The sequence below is a fragment of the Mycobacterium sp. NGS15 genome (assembly GCF_059813245.1).
Map to the genome: position 1 here is coordinate 114,444 of NZ_JCALEF010000004.1, position 15,852 is coordinate 130,295.

At 60.7% G+C, this 15,852-nt stretch carries 15 protein-coding genes; 7 read left to right on the top strand and 8 right to left on the bottom strand.

Annotation, left to right across the window (positions count from 1 at the left end):
* Positions 1-9: 9 nt before the first annotated feature.
* The 3 genes from AC5Y5C_RS11660 to AC5Y5C_RS11670 all read right to left on the bottom strand — a co-directional run bounded on the left by AC5Y5C_RS11660 (position 10) and on the right by AC5Y5C_RS11670 (position 3,198).
* Positions 10-1,182 (bottom strand): ferredoxin reductase, encoded by a 1,173-nt coding sequence (locus AC5Y5C_RS11660; RefSeq protein ID WP_499972142.1) that lies wholly within the window; start codon positions 1,180-1,182, stop codon positions 10-12.
* A 100-nt stretch (positions 1,183-1,282) separates the two neighbouring features.
* Entirely contained in the window at positions 1,283-1,783 is a 501-nt protein-coding gene (locus AC5Y5C_RS11665; protein WP_499973137.1) for a DUF6912 family protein, read from the bottom strand.
* A gap of 5 nt (positions 1,784-1,788) precedes the next feature.
* A complete protein-coding gene (locus AC5Y5C_RS11670) occupies positions 1,789-3,198 on the bottom strand; it encodes a WS/DGAT/MGAT family O-acyltransferase (protein ID WP_499972145.1) in 1,410 nt (469 codons plus the stop codon).
* A 175-nt stretch (positions 3,199-3,373) separates the two neighbouring features.
* On the opposite strand from AC5Y5C_RS11670, the gene AC5Y5C_RS11675 reads away from it, so the two are divergent.
* The 7 genes from AC5Y5C_RS11675 (at position 3,374) to AC5Y5C_RS11705 (ending at position 10,205) form a co-directional block, all read left to right on the top strand.
* Positions 3,374-3,844 (top strand): Rv3235 family protein, encoded by a 471-nt coding sequence (locus AC5Y5C_RS11675; RefSeq protein ID WP_499972147.1) that lies wholly within the window; start codon positions 3,374-3,376, stop codon positions 3,842-3,844.
* A 217-nt stretch (positions 3,845-4,061) separates the two neighbouring features.
* Entirely contained in the window at positions 4,062-5,321 is a 1,260-nt protein-coding gene (locus AC5Y5C_RS11680; protein ID WP_499972150.1) for a hydroxymethylglutaryl-CoA lyase-like TIM-barrel protein, read from the top strand.
* 2 nt (positions 5,322-5,323) lie between these two features.
* The gene (locus tag AC5Y5C_RS11685; RefSeq protein ID WP_499972152.1) at positions 5,324-6,268 is read left to right on the top strand and encodes a ketopantoate reductase family protein; all 945 of its coding nucleotides are present in this window, start codon (positions 5,324-5,326) and stop codon (positions 6,266-6,268) included.
* Positions 6,265-7,668 carry an MFS transporter gene (locus AC5Y5C_RS11690; RefSeq protein WP_499972156.1) on the top strand — a complete coding sequence of 468 codons (1,404 nt, stop codon included), beginning with the start codon at positions 6,265-6,267 and terminating at the stop codon, positions 7,666-7,668. The genes AC5Y5C_RS11685 and AC5Y5C_RS11690 overlap by 4 nt, the downstream gene beginning before the upstream one ends.
* A 9-nt stretch (positions 7,669-7,677) precedes the next feature.
* Positions 7,678-8,619, top strand: coding sequence for an alpha/beta fold hydrolase (locus tag AC5Y5C_RS11695; RefSeq protein ID WP_499972159.1), 942 nt, complete (start codon positions 7,678-7,680; stop codon positions 8,617-8,619).
* On the top strand, positions 8,579-9,094 hold the full coding sequence (locus AC5Y5C_RS11700) for a hypothetical protein (RefSeq protein WP_499972160.1): 516 nt from the start codon (positions 8,579-8,581) through the stop codon (positions 9,092-9,094). Before AC5Y5C_RS11695 ends, AC5Y5C_RS11700 begins: the two co-directional genes overlap by 41 nt.
* Positions 9,081-10,205 carry a hypothetical protein gene (locus tag AC5Y5C_RS11705; protein ID WP_499972162.1) on the top strand — a complete coding sequence of 375 codons (1,125 nt, stop codon included), beginning with the start codon at positions 9,081-9,083 and terminating at the stop codon, positions 10,203-10,205. The genes AC5Y5C_RS11700 and AC5Y5C_RS11705 overlap by 14 nt, the downstream gene beginning before the upstream one ends.
* Positions 10,206-10,211: 6 nt before the next feature.
* Here the strand turns inward: AC5Y5C_RS11705 and AC5Y5C_RS11710 are convergent, their stop codons facing one another.
* From AC5Y5C_RS11710 to AC5Y5C_RS11730, 5 genes are all read right to left on the bottom strand, one after another.
* Positions 10,212-10,646: a transcriptional regulator gene (locus tag AC5Y5C_RS11710; RefSeq protein WP_499972164.1), complete on the bottom strand. Its 435-nt coding sequence runs from the start codon at positions 10,644-10,646 to the stop codon at positions 10,212-10,214.
* 154 nt (positions 10,647-10,800) lie between these two features.
* Entirely contained in the window at positions 10,801-11,247 is a 447-nt protein-coding gene (locus AC5Y5C_RS11715) for a hypothetical protein (protein ID WP_499972166.1), read from the bottom strand.
* A complete protein-coding gene (locus AC5Y5C_RS11720) occupies positions 11,244-14,099 on the bottom strand; it encodes an MMPL/RND family transporter (RefSeq protein WP_499972170.1) in 2,856 nt (951 codons plus the stop codon). The genes AC5Y5C_RS11715 and AC5Y5C_RS11720 overlap by 4 nt, the downstream gene beginning before the upstream one ends.
* Positions 14,096-14,536 carry an MmpS family transport accessory protein gene (locus AC5Y5C_RS11725; RefSeq protein ID WP_499972175.1) on the bottom strand — a complete coding sequence of 147 codons (441 nt, stop codon included), beginning with the start codon at positions 14,534-14,536 and terminating at the stop codon, positions 14,096-14,098. Before AC5Y5C_RS11725 ends, AC5Y5C_RS11720 begins: the two co-directional genes overlap by 4 nt.
* A gap of 81 nt (positions 14,537-14,617) precedes the next feature.
* Complete coding sequence (locus tag AC5Y5C_RS11730) at positions 14,618-15,811, bottom strand: alpha/beta hydrolase family protein (protein WP_499972180.1); 1,194 nt, start codon at positions 15,809-15,811, stop codon at positions 14,618-14,620.
* Positions 15,812-15,852 lie beyond the last annotated feature (41 nt).

Sequence of the window (15,852 nt, forward strand, 5' to 3'; positions counted from 1 at the left end):
CCGTTAATCTCACACGTCGAGTACGCAATCCCCTGACGCTGCGGAAACACAGGTTTGAATCCGCGATCCGGGCTCATGCTCGGTGCCATTGCGCAGGTCGCGTGCGTGCCCTTCCAGTAGCGGCACCACACAGGTCTGGCAGATCCCCATCCGGCATCCAAAGGGCATCTGCACCCCGGCTTCCTCCCCCGCCTCCATCAGCGAAGTGGCGGCGTCGGCCGCGCGCTGCTTACCGCTGCGTGCGAAGGTGACCAGACCGCCCTGCCCGTGCGGCGCGGCCCGCGACACCGCGAATCTCTCCAAATGCAGCAGTTCGACGACACCGGCGTCGGCCCACACCCGCTGCGCATCATCGAGCATGCCCTCCGGGCCGCACGCCCACGTCTGACGTAGCGCCCAGTCGGGCACCTCGGAGGCCAGCGAGGAAAGATCCAGCCGCCCCTGAGTTTTCGTCGTCCGAAGCCGGTAGTGGTACGACGGGTGCGCTTCAGACAGCTCCGCGAGCTCCCCGGCGAACATCACGTCGCTCTCGGTGGGTGCCGAGTGCAGGTGCACCACATCGGGCAGCGGCAGGTCCGCCGCGGCCGAGCGCCGCACCAAGGTACGCAGCATCGACATCACCGGGGTGACGCCACTGCCCGCAGTGAGGAACAAGATCGCGGGTGGCGCGGGATCGTCCAGTACGAAATTGCCCTGAGGGGCGGCAAGCCGGACGATGGTGCCCGGCTCCAGACCATTGACCAGGTGCGCAGAGAGGAACCCCTCGGGCATCGCCTTGACGGTGATGGTGATGGTGCGCCCCGAACCACCGACGTGCAGCGCTCGACGCTCTTCGCGTGAGCCGCTCATCGCAGGTGCCGATGTCAGCGAGTACGACCGCCAGCGCCAGCGACCGTCGATGAGCACGCCGATGCCGACGTACTGGCCGGGGTGATAGTCGAAGTGGAAGCCCCAGCCCGGCTTGATTTCCAGGGTCGCGGAGTCACTCGTTTCCTTGCGCACGCTGACCACGCGGCCCCGCAATTCGCGCGCAGACCACAGCGGGTTGGCCAGACTCAGATAGTCATCCGGCAACAAGGGCGTGGTGATGCGAGAAGCCAAGCCACGCAGGACGTTTACCGCAGCATGGCGTGACTTGGGCCCACCCGGAGCCGATGCGTCGAGCCAGGAAGCCAGTTTCACAGCCGATGACCTTCCATTGACGAAGGAGATGCCCAGCGAGGCGTAACCTACGCTACCGTAGGTTACCGGTCGGGAACAGGCCAATCGGCCAGGTCATGCCCTACAGCAGGTCGAGTAGGAACGGCAGTTCTTGGGTCGCATACCAGGCCAAATCATGGTCTTGCGCGTCACCGACCACCAGCTCGGCATCCTCGTCGCCCAGGTCTGCGGCGTCGATCACCTCGGCCGCGCGCACCACGTCCGGTTCTGCCTGTGCCAGGTCGACGTGTGCGGCCACCACCGCGGATATCGGCACCGCCGCCGCCAGCCGCACCACCGCATCGTCGAGGTCGGGACGCAGCTTCGCATCCTCGGCGTCGGCGACCAGCACTGCCCGCCGGGCCGGCAACGTGTCGTCGCCATCATGGTTGGCCAGCAGCCGCAGCGAGGCCAGCGCCGCCTCGCGCATCGCCACCTCGGACAGCTCGTCCTCGTCGCCCGCGGAATAGGCCTCACGCAGCGCCGGTGTCACCGCGAAGGCAGTACCGTTCACCGGCCACAACTCGCCGTCCGCCACCAATTGGCGCAGCATCGCGAGCGTCACCGGTATGTACACCTGCATGGGCATTACTGCGCCGCCTCCAACAATTCGTCGAGCGCCTCGGTAATCAGCACCGGAAGCATGTCAGCATCGGGCATCGCATCACGATCGGCGTTGATCCCGTAGTACACCACGCCGTTGTACGAAGTCAGTCCGATCGACAACACCTGATTACGCAATAGCGGAGGCACTGGGTAAATCTCCGCCAAGCGCGCACCCCCGAGGTACATCGGGGCCTGGGGCCCAGGCACATTCGTGACCAGCAGATTGAACAGCCGGTTCGGCAATGTGGTCGCGACGCGGGCCGCCAAGGCGTGCAAGGTCGGCGGAACGAATCCAGAGAGCGCCGCCATGTTTGGCACATCCACCAAACTGAAGGACGCCGAATGCGATTCGGTGGCATGCGCGATCTGCGACAAGCGCACCACGGTATTTCCCTCACCGACCGGGAGATCGACGAGGAACGGTGACACCTCGGTGGTCGCGGCACCCTCGGCGAGAACATCCAGGTCGCCGTCCCGGTACACCGACATCGGCACCATCGCACGGATCATCGAGGCCGTGGTGACTGGCTCTCCTCTGCTCATCAACCAATTACGCAGCGCCCCAGCGATTACCGCTAACACCACATCGTTGACATCGCAATCGTATTTGGCACGCACCCGCCGGTAATCGGCCAGCTTGGTGGTCACCACGCTGAATCGCCTACTGCGCGATACGCGTTGGTTGAGCGGCCCGCGGGGGGCAGCACCGCGAGCCGCGGTTCGCACCACCTTGGCCATGCGATTACCCAACTCGCCGATCTCGCCCGTCAGCGACGCCGCATCGGCGACCGCGGTGCGCACCGCCTCCAGGCGGGCACCGGGACGCGCCAACCATTCCGAGACCGCACCGGCGACCAGCTCACTAGCGCTCGGTTCATGCTCCGGAACCCAGATATCCTCGCCGAAGTCCGGCGTGCGGGCGGTCCGGTCGAACATCACCTGTCCGAGTTCAAGCGCGGATTGGCCGTCCACGAGAGCCTGATGCGTCTTGGTGTAGACGGCCAGCCGATTCTTGGACAACCCCTCGACCAGGTACATCTCCCACAGCGGCCGCGACCGGTCTAGCGGACGGGATGTCAAGCGTGCCACCAGATCTTGCAGCTGACCGTCACTGCCGGGGGACGGCAACGCGGAGCGCCGAATGTGGTAAGTGATATCGAAATCGACGTCGTCAAGCCAGACCGGCCGGGCAACTCCGAACCCGATCTCCCTGACCTTCTGTCGATAGCGCGGAACCTGCGGGAGCCGGCTCTCCACCAACGCCAGAAGCTCCTCATAGGCGAAGCCACCCCGGGGCTTGCGAATGATCACCAACGAGCCGACGTGCATCGGGGTGGAGCTGTCCTCGCTGGAGAAGAACGATGCGTCGAGCGCGGACAACCTGCTGACCACGATCCGCGCCGCCTTCCCCTAAGAATCTCGCCACTTATACCCAGCGGCGCCGCTGTGCCGAACGTCGTGCCAACCGTACCCTGGCGCCCTGCACACCGGCTGTGCGATTATGTTCCGCAACGTTCTGCGCCTCTCCAGCAGAGCGAATGAGGGGGCTCATTCACTGGAGGGGAAAATGTCTCATCGCTATGTCACCCGGGTTGCCGATTACGAACCCGCGCCGGTGCTGGCCAGCCTGCCGCAGGCCTGCCATTCACCACGTCCGCCGAGGTTGCGCCAATCCCGGAATCGACCTGCGGGCATCGAGCTCCAGGCACATCTGCGCGAACAATCTCCGCCGCCTCAGGCGGTCGCGTTCGCGGATGCCGCAATGCGCCGGGTCCTGGAAGTCATGGACCGGCGCCGACCAATAGTCCAGCTGCGCCCGCTGCTGGCCGACGGGCCGCTCAGTGCGGTAATGGCACGTTCCTCGCGCAATCCGACCACCACCGCAGCCCGGCTCTGCAAGATTCGGGTGCGCCGTTGCGCGGATGACACCGCAGAGATCTTCGGAACCTTCGAGCGCGGTAGACGCGTCAGGGCATTCGCCGGACGCATCCAATCCGTACGCGGCAGCTGGCTCGTGGTGGCGTTGCAACTCGGCTGATTCCGTCCCTGCTGCCACCGCAGCCGCCGACGCCAGGCCAATTCACGTAGTCCAACAAAGTGTCCACTCCGCGCCATGTCAGGAGTTGACGGATGGCAGTTCGCTGCGCTTGACATCCACAACCGCCACACATAGCGTTCGCTGTAGCGAACGGTCGTATTCATTGCCGTCAGAGTTGACGGGCAGTATCCCCATCACGTCAGTGCCGAGGAATGCCATGCTCACATTTCCCGAAGGACACACCCCCCGCTATCGCGACTTCACCATCGAAGCGATCTCTGACGAGACAATGCGCGAGGGCGGCGAACGCGCCCCGTTCGGCGCCACAGACGATCGAAAACTCCAGTTGATTCAAGCCATTACCGATGCCGGCATCACTGATATCGATGTGGGCTCAGGGATTACTGAGGCATCGTTCGTTCGCGCCTTGTTAGACGCCCAGCAGCTCGAAAACACCATTGCGCCCAATGCAACATTCTCCTTCAATCTAACCCTCAAAACCTGGGAACCCTTGTGCGCACAACTCGAACGAGAGCTGCCCGATAGCTACTTGTCCGACATCTACGTGAGCATCGGAATGATCGAAATCGATTCAGAGAAACACCTTTTCGAGCACGTAGCCGAGAAGCTACGATCCATCGGCGTCGAAAAGCTGCGGTCGAGCCTCCTCAATGCGTTCAGCATCACGGTCGATGAGCAGAAGTACGAGCACCTCAACAGACAAATCGAACGATGCCGCCAACAGGGCATCTCGCTTATCCGCATCAACGACTCGGTCGGCACCCTGGTGCCAGACTCCACAGCGGTCCTGGCCGCCAACCTCGTGCGGGACAACCCAGATATCACCTTCTATCTGCACGGGCATAACGACCGGGGTCTTGGCACCGCGAACTCTTTGACTTCGGTGTTCCATGGGTTCCAGATGATTGAAGGCGGCGTGGCGGGAGTGGGAAATCGCTCCGGATTGGCCGAAATTGAGTGCATCGCAGCGATATTCGCAGACAACAACATTCATGTCGCAGCAGGCACACCGGACCTGGATGGGCTATGTCGTGCGGCACAACTATCCGAGGATGTTTTCCTCACCGCCCCCGACCCCTTCCGGGCAGTGAGCGGGTTCTTAACGGAAAATGAAAATGCCGGAATCGTGAATGTGCCTGACTATCTGGGCGTTTCTCGTCCGGTCAAGTACTTCCTCAACAGGATCGGGCTCTTTCCGACGTATGTCCGTCAAATACTGTCTGAAACCGAATTTGATTACAGCACAGTGGATGACGACTCATTCATTGACCAAGTGTATGAACGGCTGGCCACACACATGGATGCGTTACACCTGCGCAAGCAAACCGAATTCGCCCAATTATCTCGTGCGGTCCGGGATTTCTATACGGAGATGGTCCGTCTCGATGATGTCCGAGACTGCGCATTGGAGGTGTTGCGGGATCGTGGGAACGCGCACGCAAAGGTCGCCTCGTGAGAGTGCTGGTGTTCGGCGCGGGGGGCGTCGGCCTCTATTTCTCGGCCGTTCTCGCGCAAGCCGGGCACCACGTAACCGTCGTCGGTCGGTCCGCTACTGTGGCCGCCGCCGGCCGGTCGGACTTACAGCTGACCACCGCTAGTGGCGAACTGGCGGTCCACGGCATTCACGTGGTCGCCGACATCGCTGAAGCTCCAGTTGATCCGGCCGTCGACTTGATCATTATCGCGGTCAAGGCGTGGCAGGTTAGTGCGGCAGCCACCGCCATCGCGCCCTTAGTAGGGCCGCGCACAGTTGTACTACCGCTGCAGAATGGCATCGAGGCAGCAGATGATCTCGCCGATATTCTCGGACCCCAACATGTGCTGGGCTGTTCCTGTGTGGTTATCGCAAAACGCACCGAACCGTGGGCAGTGACATGCCTCGGCTCGCACGCACACCTAGAGGTCGGCCCTATCTCGGATACCTTTGCGGGCGAATTGGATTTGATCGTAGGAACATTGAACAGCGCCGGCATCACTGTGGCACTGTCCGAGGACATCCGCGCCACACTGTGGCGCAAGTTCATGCTTATTTCGTCCTATGGCGGAATCGGCGCGCTGGCCCGGCAGCCAGTGGGTGTAACTTCCACAACTCCAGAAACAGCAACGTTGATTCGTGACGCCATGAGCGAGGTCCTCGCCGTCGGACAGGCGCACGGCGTGGCTCTGTCGAACCAAGACGTTGACTCAATGATGGCTGTTTTCAACGCATTTGATCCGCTCACCACTTCGTCGATGCACCGCGACCTGCTGGAAGGCCGCCCCTCGGAACTGGAGCATCAAAGTGGCGCAGTCCTTCGTTACGGGCGTGCCGCGGGAGTATCGACGCCGATTCATTGGTGCATCTATGCGTCTCAGTTACCAGCCGATATCGCTGCACACAAACCCGCGGAACGGGCACCGTGACAGAACAGCTGCGAGTACGGCCGTTGACGATGGTGGGCGTCGTGGGGGCCAGCATCGGAAACTTCCTCGTCGCCTTCGACGCATCTGCGATGAATGTCGCGCTGCCGACCGCAGCCGAGCAACTTCATACGACGATCGAGGTCGGCCAGTGGTTTCTCGACGGTTACACGATTCCGCTCTGTGTATTTCTGCTCGTTTCCGGTGCGATCGGAGATCGCACCGGCGCCGCCAAGGTATATCGCTGGTCAATGCTTGCGTTCCTGGCCGCGTCGGTGGCCTGCGCGGCCGCTGACACGGCCGCGACACTGATCGCCGCGCGCATTGCTCAGGGGGTCAGCGCAAGCTTCATCGTGCCGATGACGCTTGCCATCCTTACAAAAGGAATACCCGATCCGGGGCGTCGCTCGGCAATGATCGGAGCGTGGGGTGTCGTCGGTGGCATCGGAATCGCCTCCGCACCTCTACTGAGCGGGCTCATTACCGAATATGCCGGGTGGCGTTGGCTCTTCCTGATCAACGTTCCGATTTGTGCGATCGCACTCCGGGCGACACGGACCATCGCCGACACCCCCGCAGACCACCCGCGCCGATTCAACCCGATTTCCCAGCTGCTGTTGTGCGTGATTCTCACCTGTGTTGCGAGTGTGCTCATAGAGGGCAGGCACCTTGGTTGGTCGAGCGTGTCGACCTTCTCGATAGCCGGAACTGCCGTGCTGTCCATGACAGCCCTGTGGCAGGTCGAACGACGATCCGCTGAGCCGACGATCCCCCCGATCCTTGCCCGCAATCGCTCGTATCTGCTGATCGTCTGCGCGGGCAGCTTTTACCAGTTCGCCTCCTACGGCTCACTACTAGTGCTGTCGCTCTTCCTGCAGGTTCGACATGGCCTCCGCGCCGATCAAGCCGGGTACATTATGTCCATCTGCTGCATCGCATGGCTCCTCGGCAATGTCATCGCCGTCAAGGTGACACCGGAGTATCGCCAACGCGCGATCCTCGCCATGGCCGGGGTGGGATGCCTTGGTGCGATCGGGACGGCAGCACTTTCACTCACTGAGAAGATTAGTCCGGCCATGGCGCCGACAATCCTTATCGGCGTGGCATCCGGTGTGCTCGCCTCGTCGCTGAGCGCCGCAGCGATGCATGTCAGCCCGGATACCGTCTCGGGGGTAGCGTCGGCGGTGCTCAACACCAGTCGACAAACCGGGATGGTTATCGCTATCGCGCTGCTGGGCGGCCTGCCGTTCAGTCATCAACTGCTGGTACCCATGCTGCTCGTTGCCTCAGCATTCGCCATGGTGCTTTTGACCACCGCCCTCGCCTACCGCCTTGCCATGCCCAAACAGAGCTCTGCCCAATGCCTTCAACCTTCAACATGCCAATTACCGTTGCGCGGATAGCATTTGGATATGGGTGACACTCTGATCGTTCAGACGGCGCTTCTCGACGTAGAAGTGCTACGGCACGGCGACCCCGAGGCTGCAGATAAGCCGCCAGTCGTGCTTCTGCACGGCTGGCCAGACTCCATCGCGACGTGGACACACGTGATTCCGGCGCTGGTATCTGCCGGCTACTCGGTGTACGCCCCATCCCTCAGAGGAAGCGGCAGGACGAGGTTCCGCGATGCCCATACACCCAGAACTGGCGGACTCGGCGACTTGCTGCGTGACCTCCTCGAGGTGTGTGACCAGTTGGAGCTGGAACGATTTCATCTGGTCGGCCACGACTGGGGGGCACGTACGGCCTTCGCTTGCGGGATCGTTGCGCCGCATAGGATCGCGAGCCTCTCTGCGATCTCGGCCGGCTGGCACCCCGCCGGCCGCGGCCCTGCCCTCTCATCCCATCAGGCACAAAGGTTTTGGTATCAGTGGCTGCTCAACACCCCACTCGGGTCGGATCTGTTGCAACGGGAACGACGCGAACTCGTTGAGCTGATCTGGCGAGACTGGTCGCCGAATTGGGAATTCCCCGACCAAGAGTTCGAGGAAACGTTCGCGGCCTTACAAAGTAGCGACTGGCTCGAAGTGACATTAAGCTACTACCGGGCACGCTGGGGGTGGGGTGCGGTCATCGATGACTCATACGAAACGCAGATCTCGCAGGCGACGGAAATTTCGGTCCCCACCCTTGTCCTGCACGGTGATTCGGACAATTGTGTCTTACCGCTCGCTAGCGAAGGGATGAATCAATACTTCCCACATGGGTTCAGCAGACTAACCGCGCCAGGAGTCGGCCATTTTCCGCAGCGCGAAAACCCGCTCTGGGTAGGCAGTGCCCTACTCCAATGGTTTGTAGAATGGGGAACGTTAGATGAATTCGATTCAACATCGAGACGTCGCACAGGTCTGTGACGACCTCTGCCTTGCCACTATCTCCTCGAGCGATGCCATTACGTTGGCCGACGTCTTTGCAACAGTGGGAGTTCGGCGCGGCCGGCCCATCGAATCGCGTGCAACTGACTTCGCGGGAACAGAGGTCTTCGGCCTGTGGCTGGCGCTCCCCCACACCGATCTTGTTCTCTACGAACAGTCAACCTCGACAGCACATCAGGCCCATATCATCTTGCACGAGCTGGGGCACATCGTCCTCGGACATCAGCTGTCGTCGACAACCGCCGGCGAGGACTCCTTAGAGGGTGAACAGTGCCGGCTCATGTTCAGGCAAGAACTCCTCGAACCGCTCGAGATCCAGGCGGAGACATTCGCGCATGTGCTGGCGCAGCGCATGAGGATGCAATCGCTCCGCTCCTCAGCAGGTAAGTCTCACGCCGCCGCCCAACGCATTTCCGATACCCTTACCGGGGGACGCCTCTTTGACCGTCTCTGACGAGTGGCATTTCATCGGCTACCAGATAGCTGCATTGCTGTTTCTTGCTGGCGGAGTCTGGGTGTTTGCCCTCGTGCTACGTCAGCGGCGCAGACCCGGAACGTCGATCATCCTGAGTACCTCACTGATACTCGGATTTCTTTTCTATCAGGCCACTGCCCTGATCTTCATCTCACAGGCCGCGAACCTGGTCACAATCGACCACGCATTCGCACTCATAACGCACCTGCTTGGCGTCTTATGGAGCTTCTCTACCATCCTTCTCGCCCTCAGCTGGCTAAACCCTGAAAATGTCAGAAAAAATCTCTGGTGGCTACTGATAGCGTCAACGCTAGCCTGTCTTATCTTAATTTCTACTTTCGTTCAGATGTATCCAGGCCCGCCCGGCTATAACTACATCGTGAATATTGCGGATAAACCTCTGGGGAAGCTTTATTCTTCAACTTACGCAATATCAATCCTCGCGGCCAAGATTCTCGTCATAGTTATCACCGTTCCCCAAATTCGGCGAGTACAGAATCCGATGGTTCGCATCGGATTGATACTGGTTTCCTGCGGTTCGCTTCTCATAGCACTATTCGCGTTGATGCGCCTCACATTTGGCGTGTTGCCACAGTCGTACCTGTCACCGGCCAACCTAGAACTGTTGCCTCTCACGGCGCATGTCACGGGTGCGATTATGTATGTGATGGGTATTGCGTTAGTGCAGCTCGTAGTCACTGCTTGGATGCTAATCACCGGCATAGGTAACTACTGGCGTCTTCGGCCTCTCTGCCACGCGGGTGTCGCTGAATTCCCTAGCCTAGGCGCGGTCCCCACCCTTCAGATACGCGACTATTGGTCAGTCGAGCGGACGAACACGCAGGTCCTCGCCGTGGTAGTGCTACTCCTCGACGTCCACGTGCTGCTATCCCGCGCCAGCCACCAGCCACTTCCCCAACCGCGCACTGATTCCACCCTGCCGATGGGCGACCTACGCGCCGCCTATCGAGACGATCTGAAGAGAATGCTGGCGGTGGCAAGCCGCTACCGGAACTTGCGCCGCGCCCAATGCCCTTCGGACGCACTGCGCAGATCCCTCACTTCTTCTGCGACAATTACTCCTCAGTAGCCGCCGCTAGTCGATGGGCGGCAAGCCTTCCAACGACCGAACACTGTTGATTATCTGAGCGATATGCCGCATGGACGACGCACTGAGACCGGCGGCACGAAACCCCAGCTCGGTAGCCCCGGCTGCCTGCAAAGCGTCGATCAGCTCTCCTCGTGCGGCAATCTCCTCCGCGCGAGCAGGTGAGTCCACCATGAAATAGCTCGGATCGACGTTGAAATACCTGGCGAACGCCCTTACGAGATCCAGCCTGGGGTCGGGCGCGACTCCATTACGCAGTTCGGAAAGGTAGCCCTTGCTCAGGGTGACACCGGTCTGGTCACGGAAGTCCGAAATGAACTGCGACAAAGATTGTTCGACCCCCGTCTTGCTGATTCGTTCGACGAAGAGCCGATTGAGTCGGTCTGCGAACGAATCCTGATCGGCGTCATCGCCGTGTGGCATAGCCCACTCCTCAACCCATCAACCCCGGAAACTTTGACACTGCGTTCATAGTAGTGCACATCCGTCTGAGATTGTGAACAGTTGATCCCGCCACGGTGGGCATCGGACAGCGCGCCCCCGGACCGTTGGTATTGGGCCGGCGCCCTTCGGCATCTCAGGTTCGGGATACCGCAAGCGTCGAGGGATCACATTGCTTAAGGCGCGTTTTCAGCTGCATATTCTTGAGCAGCCGCAGGCTCAGGCTGGTGGAAGTAATCATGGGAATTACCCCAAGAAACGTCCGTTCCGAGGGCGTGGCCCCGTGTAATTGTTCGAGGCTGCCCGCGACGTAGAAGCACCCGAGCACGAATATCGCGGCCGGGATCGAGTAGACCAGCAAGGAACCTCGATCCGCGATCACCTGGCGTGCGTGATCGAACTCCTCCTGTGACATCGGCTGCCGCTTGCGAAGCTTCGTCAGCACAGCCGCGTTGCTTCCGATGCGCTCACTGATAGGCGTCGTCGGCCGTCGCCGTAGGCGTCTTACGTACATGAAGACGCACCCAACCAGCACTACCTCGACCACAGCGGCCAACACCGTGAGCGTTCCATATGAGATCACCGTTGCACTCCCTCAGTCTGCCGCCGATGTGGGCGCGCGAAAACCCTTGTCGGCCACCAGAACCAGGTTCCAAAGAGCCGCACCAACGACGGGACGATGAACGACCGCACGATCAATGTGTCAAGCAGTAATCCGATGCATATCGTCGAGCCAACCTGACCGATCGTCCGCAAGTCACTGGCGAGCATTGCCAACATGGTGAACGCGAACACGAGGCCGGCTGACGTCACGACTCCACCGGTACTTCCGAGCGCCCGGATTAGACCGGTGTTTAGCCCAGCACCTGTCTCTTCCTTCAACCGCGCGACCAAAAGCAGGTTGTAGTCCGACCCCACCGCAACCAGAATGATGAATGTCAGTGGTAGCACCAGCCAATGCAACGGTAGACCAATCAGGTGCTGCCAGATAAGCACGGACAGACCGAATGCACCGCTGTAGGAAAACGCGACCGTGCCGATGATCACAAAGGGTGCCATCAAGCTTCGGGTCAGGAACATCATGATCAAGAAGATCAGGACGAATGCGGCGATCGCCACGATGAGTAGATCGGATGCGCCGTACTCCTTGATGTCCTTGTCGTTGGAGCCTGCGCCACCGATGTAGACCCTCGCACCCGCCAGCGAGGTTTCCTTCAGCGCCATGCCCACTGCCTCCGGAAATTGCTCGACGTGTTCGACACCCTCGGGGCCCATAGCGTTGCCCTCGTGCGTGATCATGAACCGCGCGGCCATACCGTCGGGCGACATCAGCAGCTGCATGCCGGTCTTGACGTCTTCGTTCTCGAAACCCTGTCTGGGAATGTAGAAGAAGTCGTCACTGCGAGACTTGTCGAAATCGAGGCCCACGTTGATCATGTCGTCGAATGTCTGCGTGGTGAGAGTTGATTGCAGGTCGGAAGTTCCGTAGGTGTTAATGATGAGCGCCCTGATGCCCTCCATATCGTTGGCCATCACCTTCAGCTGCGAAACCATTTGCGGCAGAAGCTTGTCCACAATTTCAAGCTGGGCGACAGCGTCCTTGATGTCGGCCGCCAGTTTGTCAACGCTGTCCAGCATGTCGAATAGCGACCGGAAGGCCCAGCATGCGGGAATGTCAAAGCAATGCGGCTCCCAATAGAAGTAGTTGCGCAGCGGCCGCATGAAGTCATCGAGATTCGAAACATACTGATCCATTGCCTCGGTGACCTGCTGCATGTCCTCCATGGTGACGACCGTCGCGTGCATAGCGTCGGTGAGTTTCTGAGTGAGGTCGATCATGTCCCGCAGCACCGAGATGGTGTTCCCCATGATCTGCGCTTGTTGCTCGGTATTGCCGTTCTGCCGCTTGGTGAACGGGAGCTGCTGACCGTTTCCGCTGCCCTGTGTGGTGAAAAGATAAGGGAGCGTGGCGTGTTCCAAAGGCCTTCCTAACGGCCGGGTGATGCTTTGCACCATCGACACGCCGGGAAGATGCACGAGGCTCTTGGCTACCCGATCGAGAGAGATGAAGTCGGCGGAATTTCGCATATCGTGATCGGACTCGACCATCAACATCTCCGTGAAGAGCTTGCTCTTCGAAAAATGCCGGTCCGCCGCCGCAAAACCCTGATTGGCCGGTGCGTCTGCCGGTTGATAGGCGCGGTCGTCGTAACTGACCTGGTACGTAGGCACGAAGACCGCGCCGATCATGACAATGATGCTGCTTGCCACGAAGATCGGGACGGGCCAGCGCACCACGCTGGCTCCGATACGACGGTATAACTGCGCCTTGGCTTTTGCCTTCGGGTCGAACAGTCCGAACAAGCTCCCGATGGTGAGCACGGCCGGCACCAGGGTCAGGGCCGCCGCGATGGTCAGCACCATGGCGATGGCCACCGCAGGTCCCATGGTGTGGAAATAGTTCAGCCGCGCGAAACTCAGGCAGTAGCAGGCCCCCGCGATAGTCAATCCGGAGCCGATAACGACCGGTGCGACACCACGGTACGCCGTGTAGTAGGCCTCCTCGCGGCTCTGTCCGGCGTACCGTGCCTCGTGATATCGACCCAACAGGAAAATGCCGTAATCGGTTCCCGCGCCCAGCGTCAGCGATACCACTATGTTGACTGCGAATGAAGATAGTTCGATGTACCCCAGGTGCCCGAGCGTCGCGATGACACCCTTGGTGACGAGCATTTCGATCAGCACACCGGCGAGCGGCAGCAGCAGCGTCGAGAAGGAGCGATACACCAGTAACAGCATCACGATGATGAGGATGATGGTGACTATGGTGATGTTGTTCAGGCTCGAATTCGCGATATCCAGGGTGTCACCGGCCAATGGCGCAGGTCCGCTCACATAGACCTTGAGACCTGTTGGCGGCGTTTCCCTCTCGACGAGGTCGCGCACCGCTGCGACGGACTCGTTAGCCTGCATCTGGCCTATGTCACCGGCCAGGCGCAACAGCACATAGGTGGACTTGCCGTCGAGGCTTTGTGCACCAGCCGATGTGATCGACTTCCCCCACAGGTCCATCACGTACTGAACGTGCCCCGTATCGTCCTTGAACCGCTGCATCAGATCGTCGTAATAGCGATGGTCCTCGTCGCCGAGCGCACGATCCTGCGATTCGAGCACGACCATGGTCAGGCTCGTAGACGTTGATTCCTGGAACTTCTCGCCGATGTGCAACATGGCCCGCTGCGACGGCGCGTAGTGGGGAATCATCGGCCCGGCAAGTTGCTCGGCAACCTTTTCAACTTGCGGTACAAAGGTATTCGTTACAACGGCAAGGAACGCCCAGAAAACGATGATCGGTACCGCTAGGACGCGAACCATGCGCGGCACCAAGGGACGCTTGACCGGTATCGGGCCCGTGGGCATCTCGTGGTGACTCATACCGACTTGACCCTGCACGTGACGTCCGCGTCGTGATGATCATCGAACTTCTCGTCTCGGACTACGTCATTGACCAAGATCCGGCAGCCGACCTCGCCACCGCGGACCTGAACCGAGATGCTCCCGGAGACCACGGTGAGCGTCGTCGTCTCTGTATGCGACCAAGGGAGGTCGGCGCCGTCGGCCTGGTGAGGATGCCCGTAGACATCTACGTACGACAGCATTGCTCCACTACCGTTACCGAACACTTGGTAGGTGAGCCGTTTCTGCGTGAAGCTATCCGGCGCCTGTGGCCCATTTACGGTGAATATCGGTGGTGGGGAGGATGATTCGTGCACCTTCCACATCGCGACCCCACCCACGCCAATCGCGATGACAGACACCAACGGCATCCAGGCGCGCTCCAGAATGAGCCTTACGACTGAACGGCGGCTCATCCGACGCCCTCGCCAAGGAATTTCAGGAACGGAAATACCTTCATGACAATCTCTTTCGACGAGATGACAGAATGCGTGCTGTCAGGCACCGACGGCGTCGTCGAGCCAATCGAACATGCGCTGATGAAACAGCAGCAGGGCGCCCTCGTGGCAGTGTTCGCCGGCGCCCTCAGCCTCAGTGAACTGCAGGTACGTCTTGGGGCATTGCAGAGCGTCGTAGAGCATCGAAGGCTGACCATGGAAGAACTGGTCGTTCTCCGCCTCACACACCAGCGTCGGGCACGAAATCTGGTGGGCGACGTCGGAGAGGTCATACTTCTCGACCTCCGCGAGCAACGACTGCGCGGAGTCAACCCCGAACACCCACAAAGCATTCGATAGCACCCACCGCTGGGAGCTCGGAGCCTCCGCCCGGTGGGCTATCAGGTTGCCCACCGCTGCGACTCGCTGAGCCGAATCGAGCTCGTGCTCGTCGTCTTGCGCCTTGGGCATGCCCGCCGACAGCTTGAACACACTGTCGTAGGCGACGCATGCTGCGAGCCGGGGCTCAAAGGCGGCGGCCCGGGGAGCCAAATATCCGCCCATGCTCATCCCCAATAACGCGACTCGGCTGGGATCAACTCCGCGCAGGCCGAGCGCGAAGTCCAGCACCGGGGTGACCACGGCTTCCCAGTCGTAGCGGAACGTGACGTTGTCGGCGCGCAGCGCGGCGCCCTGTCCAGGCCCCTCAAAGATCAGGCAGTTCCAACCGTAGCGACGCGCCGCCTCCCCCACCGCGAAGTACATCTCCTCGACGGTTGAATCGAATCCACCGTGCGCAAGCAATGTCGGTCCGCGGTCGTCGCCGCTGGCGTTGAGGTAGTAGCCCTCCAATTGGATTCCTTCGTAGGGAATCTGCACGCGCTTCCACCGCACCTGTATCTCCCGCGCACTACGGAACGTGTCGACGGCGCGCGCCGAGGTGTCTAGCACACGGGGGTCGTTACCCGGGTCGTCGCGGAGAAAGAACTCGGCCGTCCGGTAATAGTTGGACGCACGCAGATAGGCAGTGCTGGCGCTCACCTCGTGTCCGCCTATCGCACATTGCCCGGCGATCGCCGCAATCCGGTCGGCCAGCGCGCGCCACTCGACGTACCACGACTCCCAGTCTCCTGGCGTGATCCGTTTCGCGGTGGTGACGACCTCGCCGATGTCGGCGCCGCCGTAGACCGCGTAACCGACCGTTCGCAGCGTCTCGAATGAGAACGACTCGTCGGTCTCGAAGATGAATCGCATGCCGCCCTCCCTATTATCGCAACGGCTAGTTGCCATAAGCT

Excerpts from the sequence above, each read along its gene's own strand:
- AC5Y5C_RS11730 (WP_499972180.1), bottom strand. The coding sequence starts at position 15,811 with ATGCGATTCATCTTCGAGACCGACGAGTCGTTCTCATTCGAGACGCTG.
- AC5Y5C_RS11725 (WP_499972175.1), bottom strand. The coding sequence starts at position 14,536 with ATGAGCCGCCGTTCAGTCGTAAGGCTCATTCTGGAGCGCGCCTGGATG.
- AC5Y5C_RS11700 (WP_499972160.1), top strand. The coding sequence starts at position 8,579 with ATGAATTCGATTCAACATCGAGACGTCGCACAGGTCTGTGACGACCTC.
- AC5Y5C_RS11665 (WP_499973137.1), bottom strand. The coding sequence starts at position 1,783 with ATGCAGGTGTACATACCGGTGACGCTCGCGATGCTGCGCCAATTGGTG.
- AC5Y5C_RS11710 (WP_499972164.1), bottom strand. The coding sequence starts at position 10,646 with ATGCCACACGGCGATGACGCCGATCAGGATTCGTTCGCAGACCGACTC.
- AC5Y5C_RS11695 (WP_499972159.1), top strand. The coding sequence starts at position 7,678 with ATGGGTGACACTCTGATCGTTCAGACGGCGCTTCTCGACGTAGAAGTG.
- AC5Y5C_RS11720 (WP_499972170.1), bottom strand. The coding sequence starts at position 14,099 with ATGAGTCACCACGAGATGCCCACGGGCCCGATACCGGTCAAGCGTCCC.
- AC5Y5C_RS11680 (WP_499972150.1), top strand. The coding sequence starts at position 4,062 with ATGCTCACATTTCCCGAAGGACACACCCCCCGCTATCGCGACTTCACC.
- AC5Y5C_RS11675 (WP_499972147.1), top strand. The coding sequence starts at position 3,374 with ATGTCTCATCGCTATGTCACCCGGGTTGCCGATTACGAACCCGCGCCG.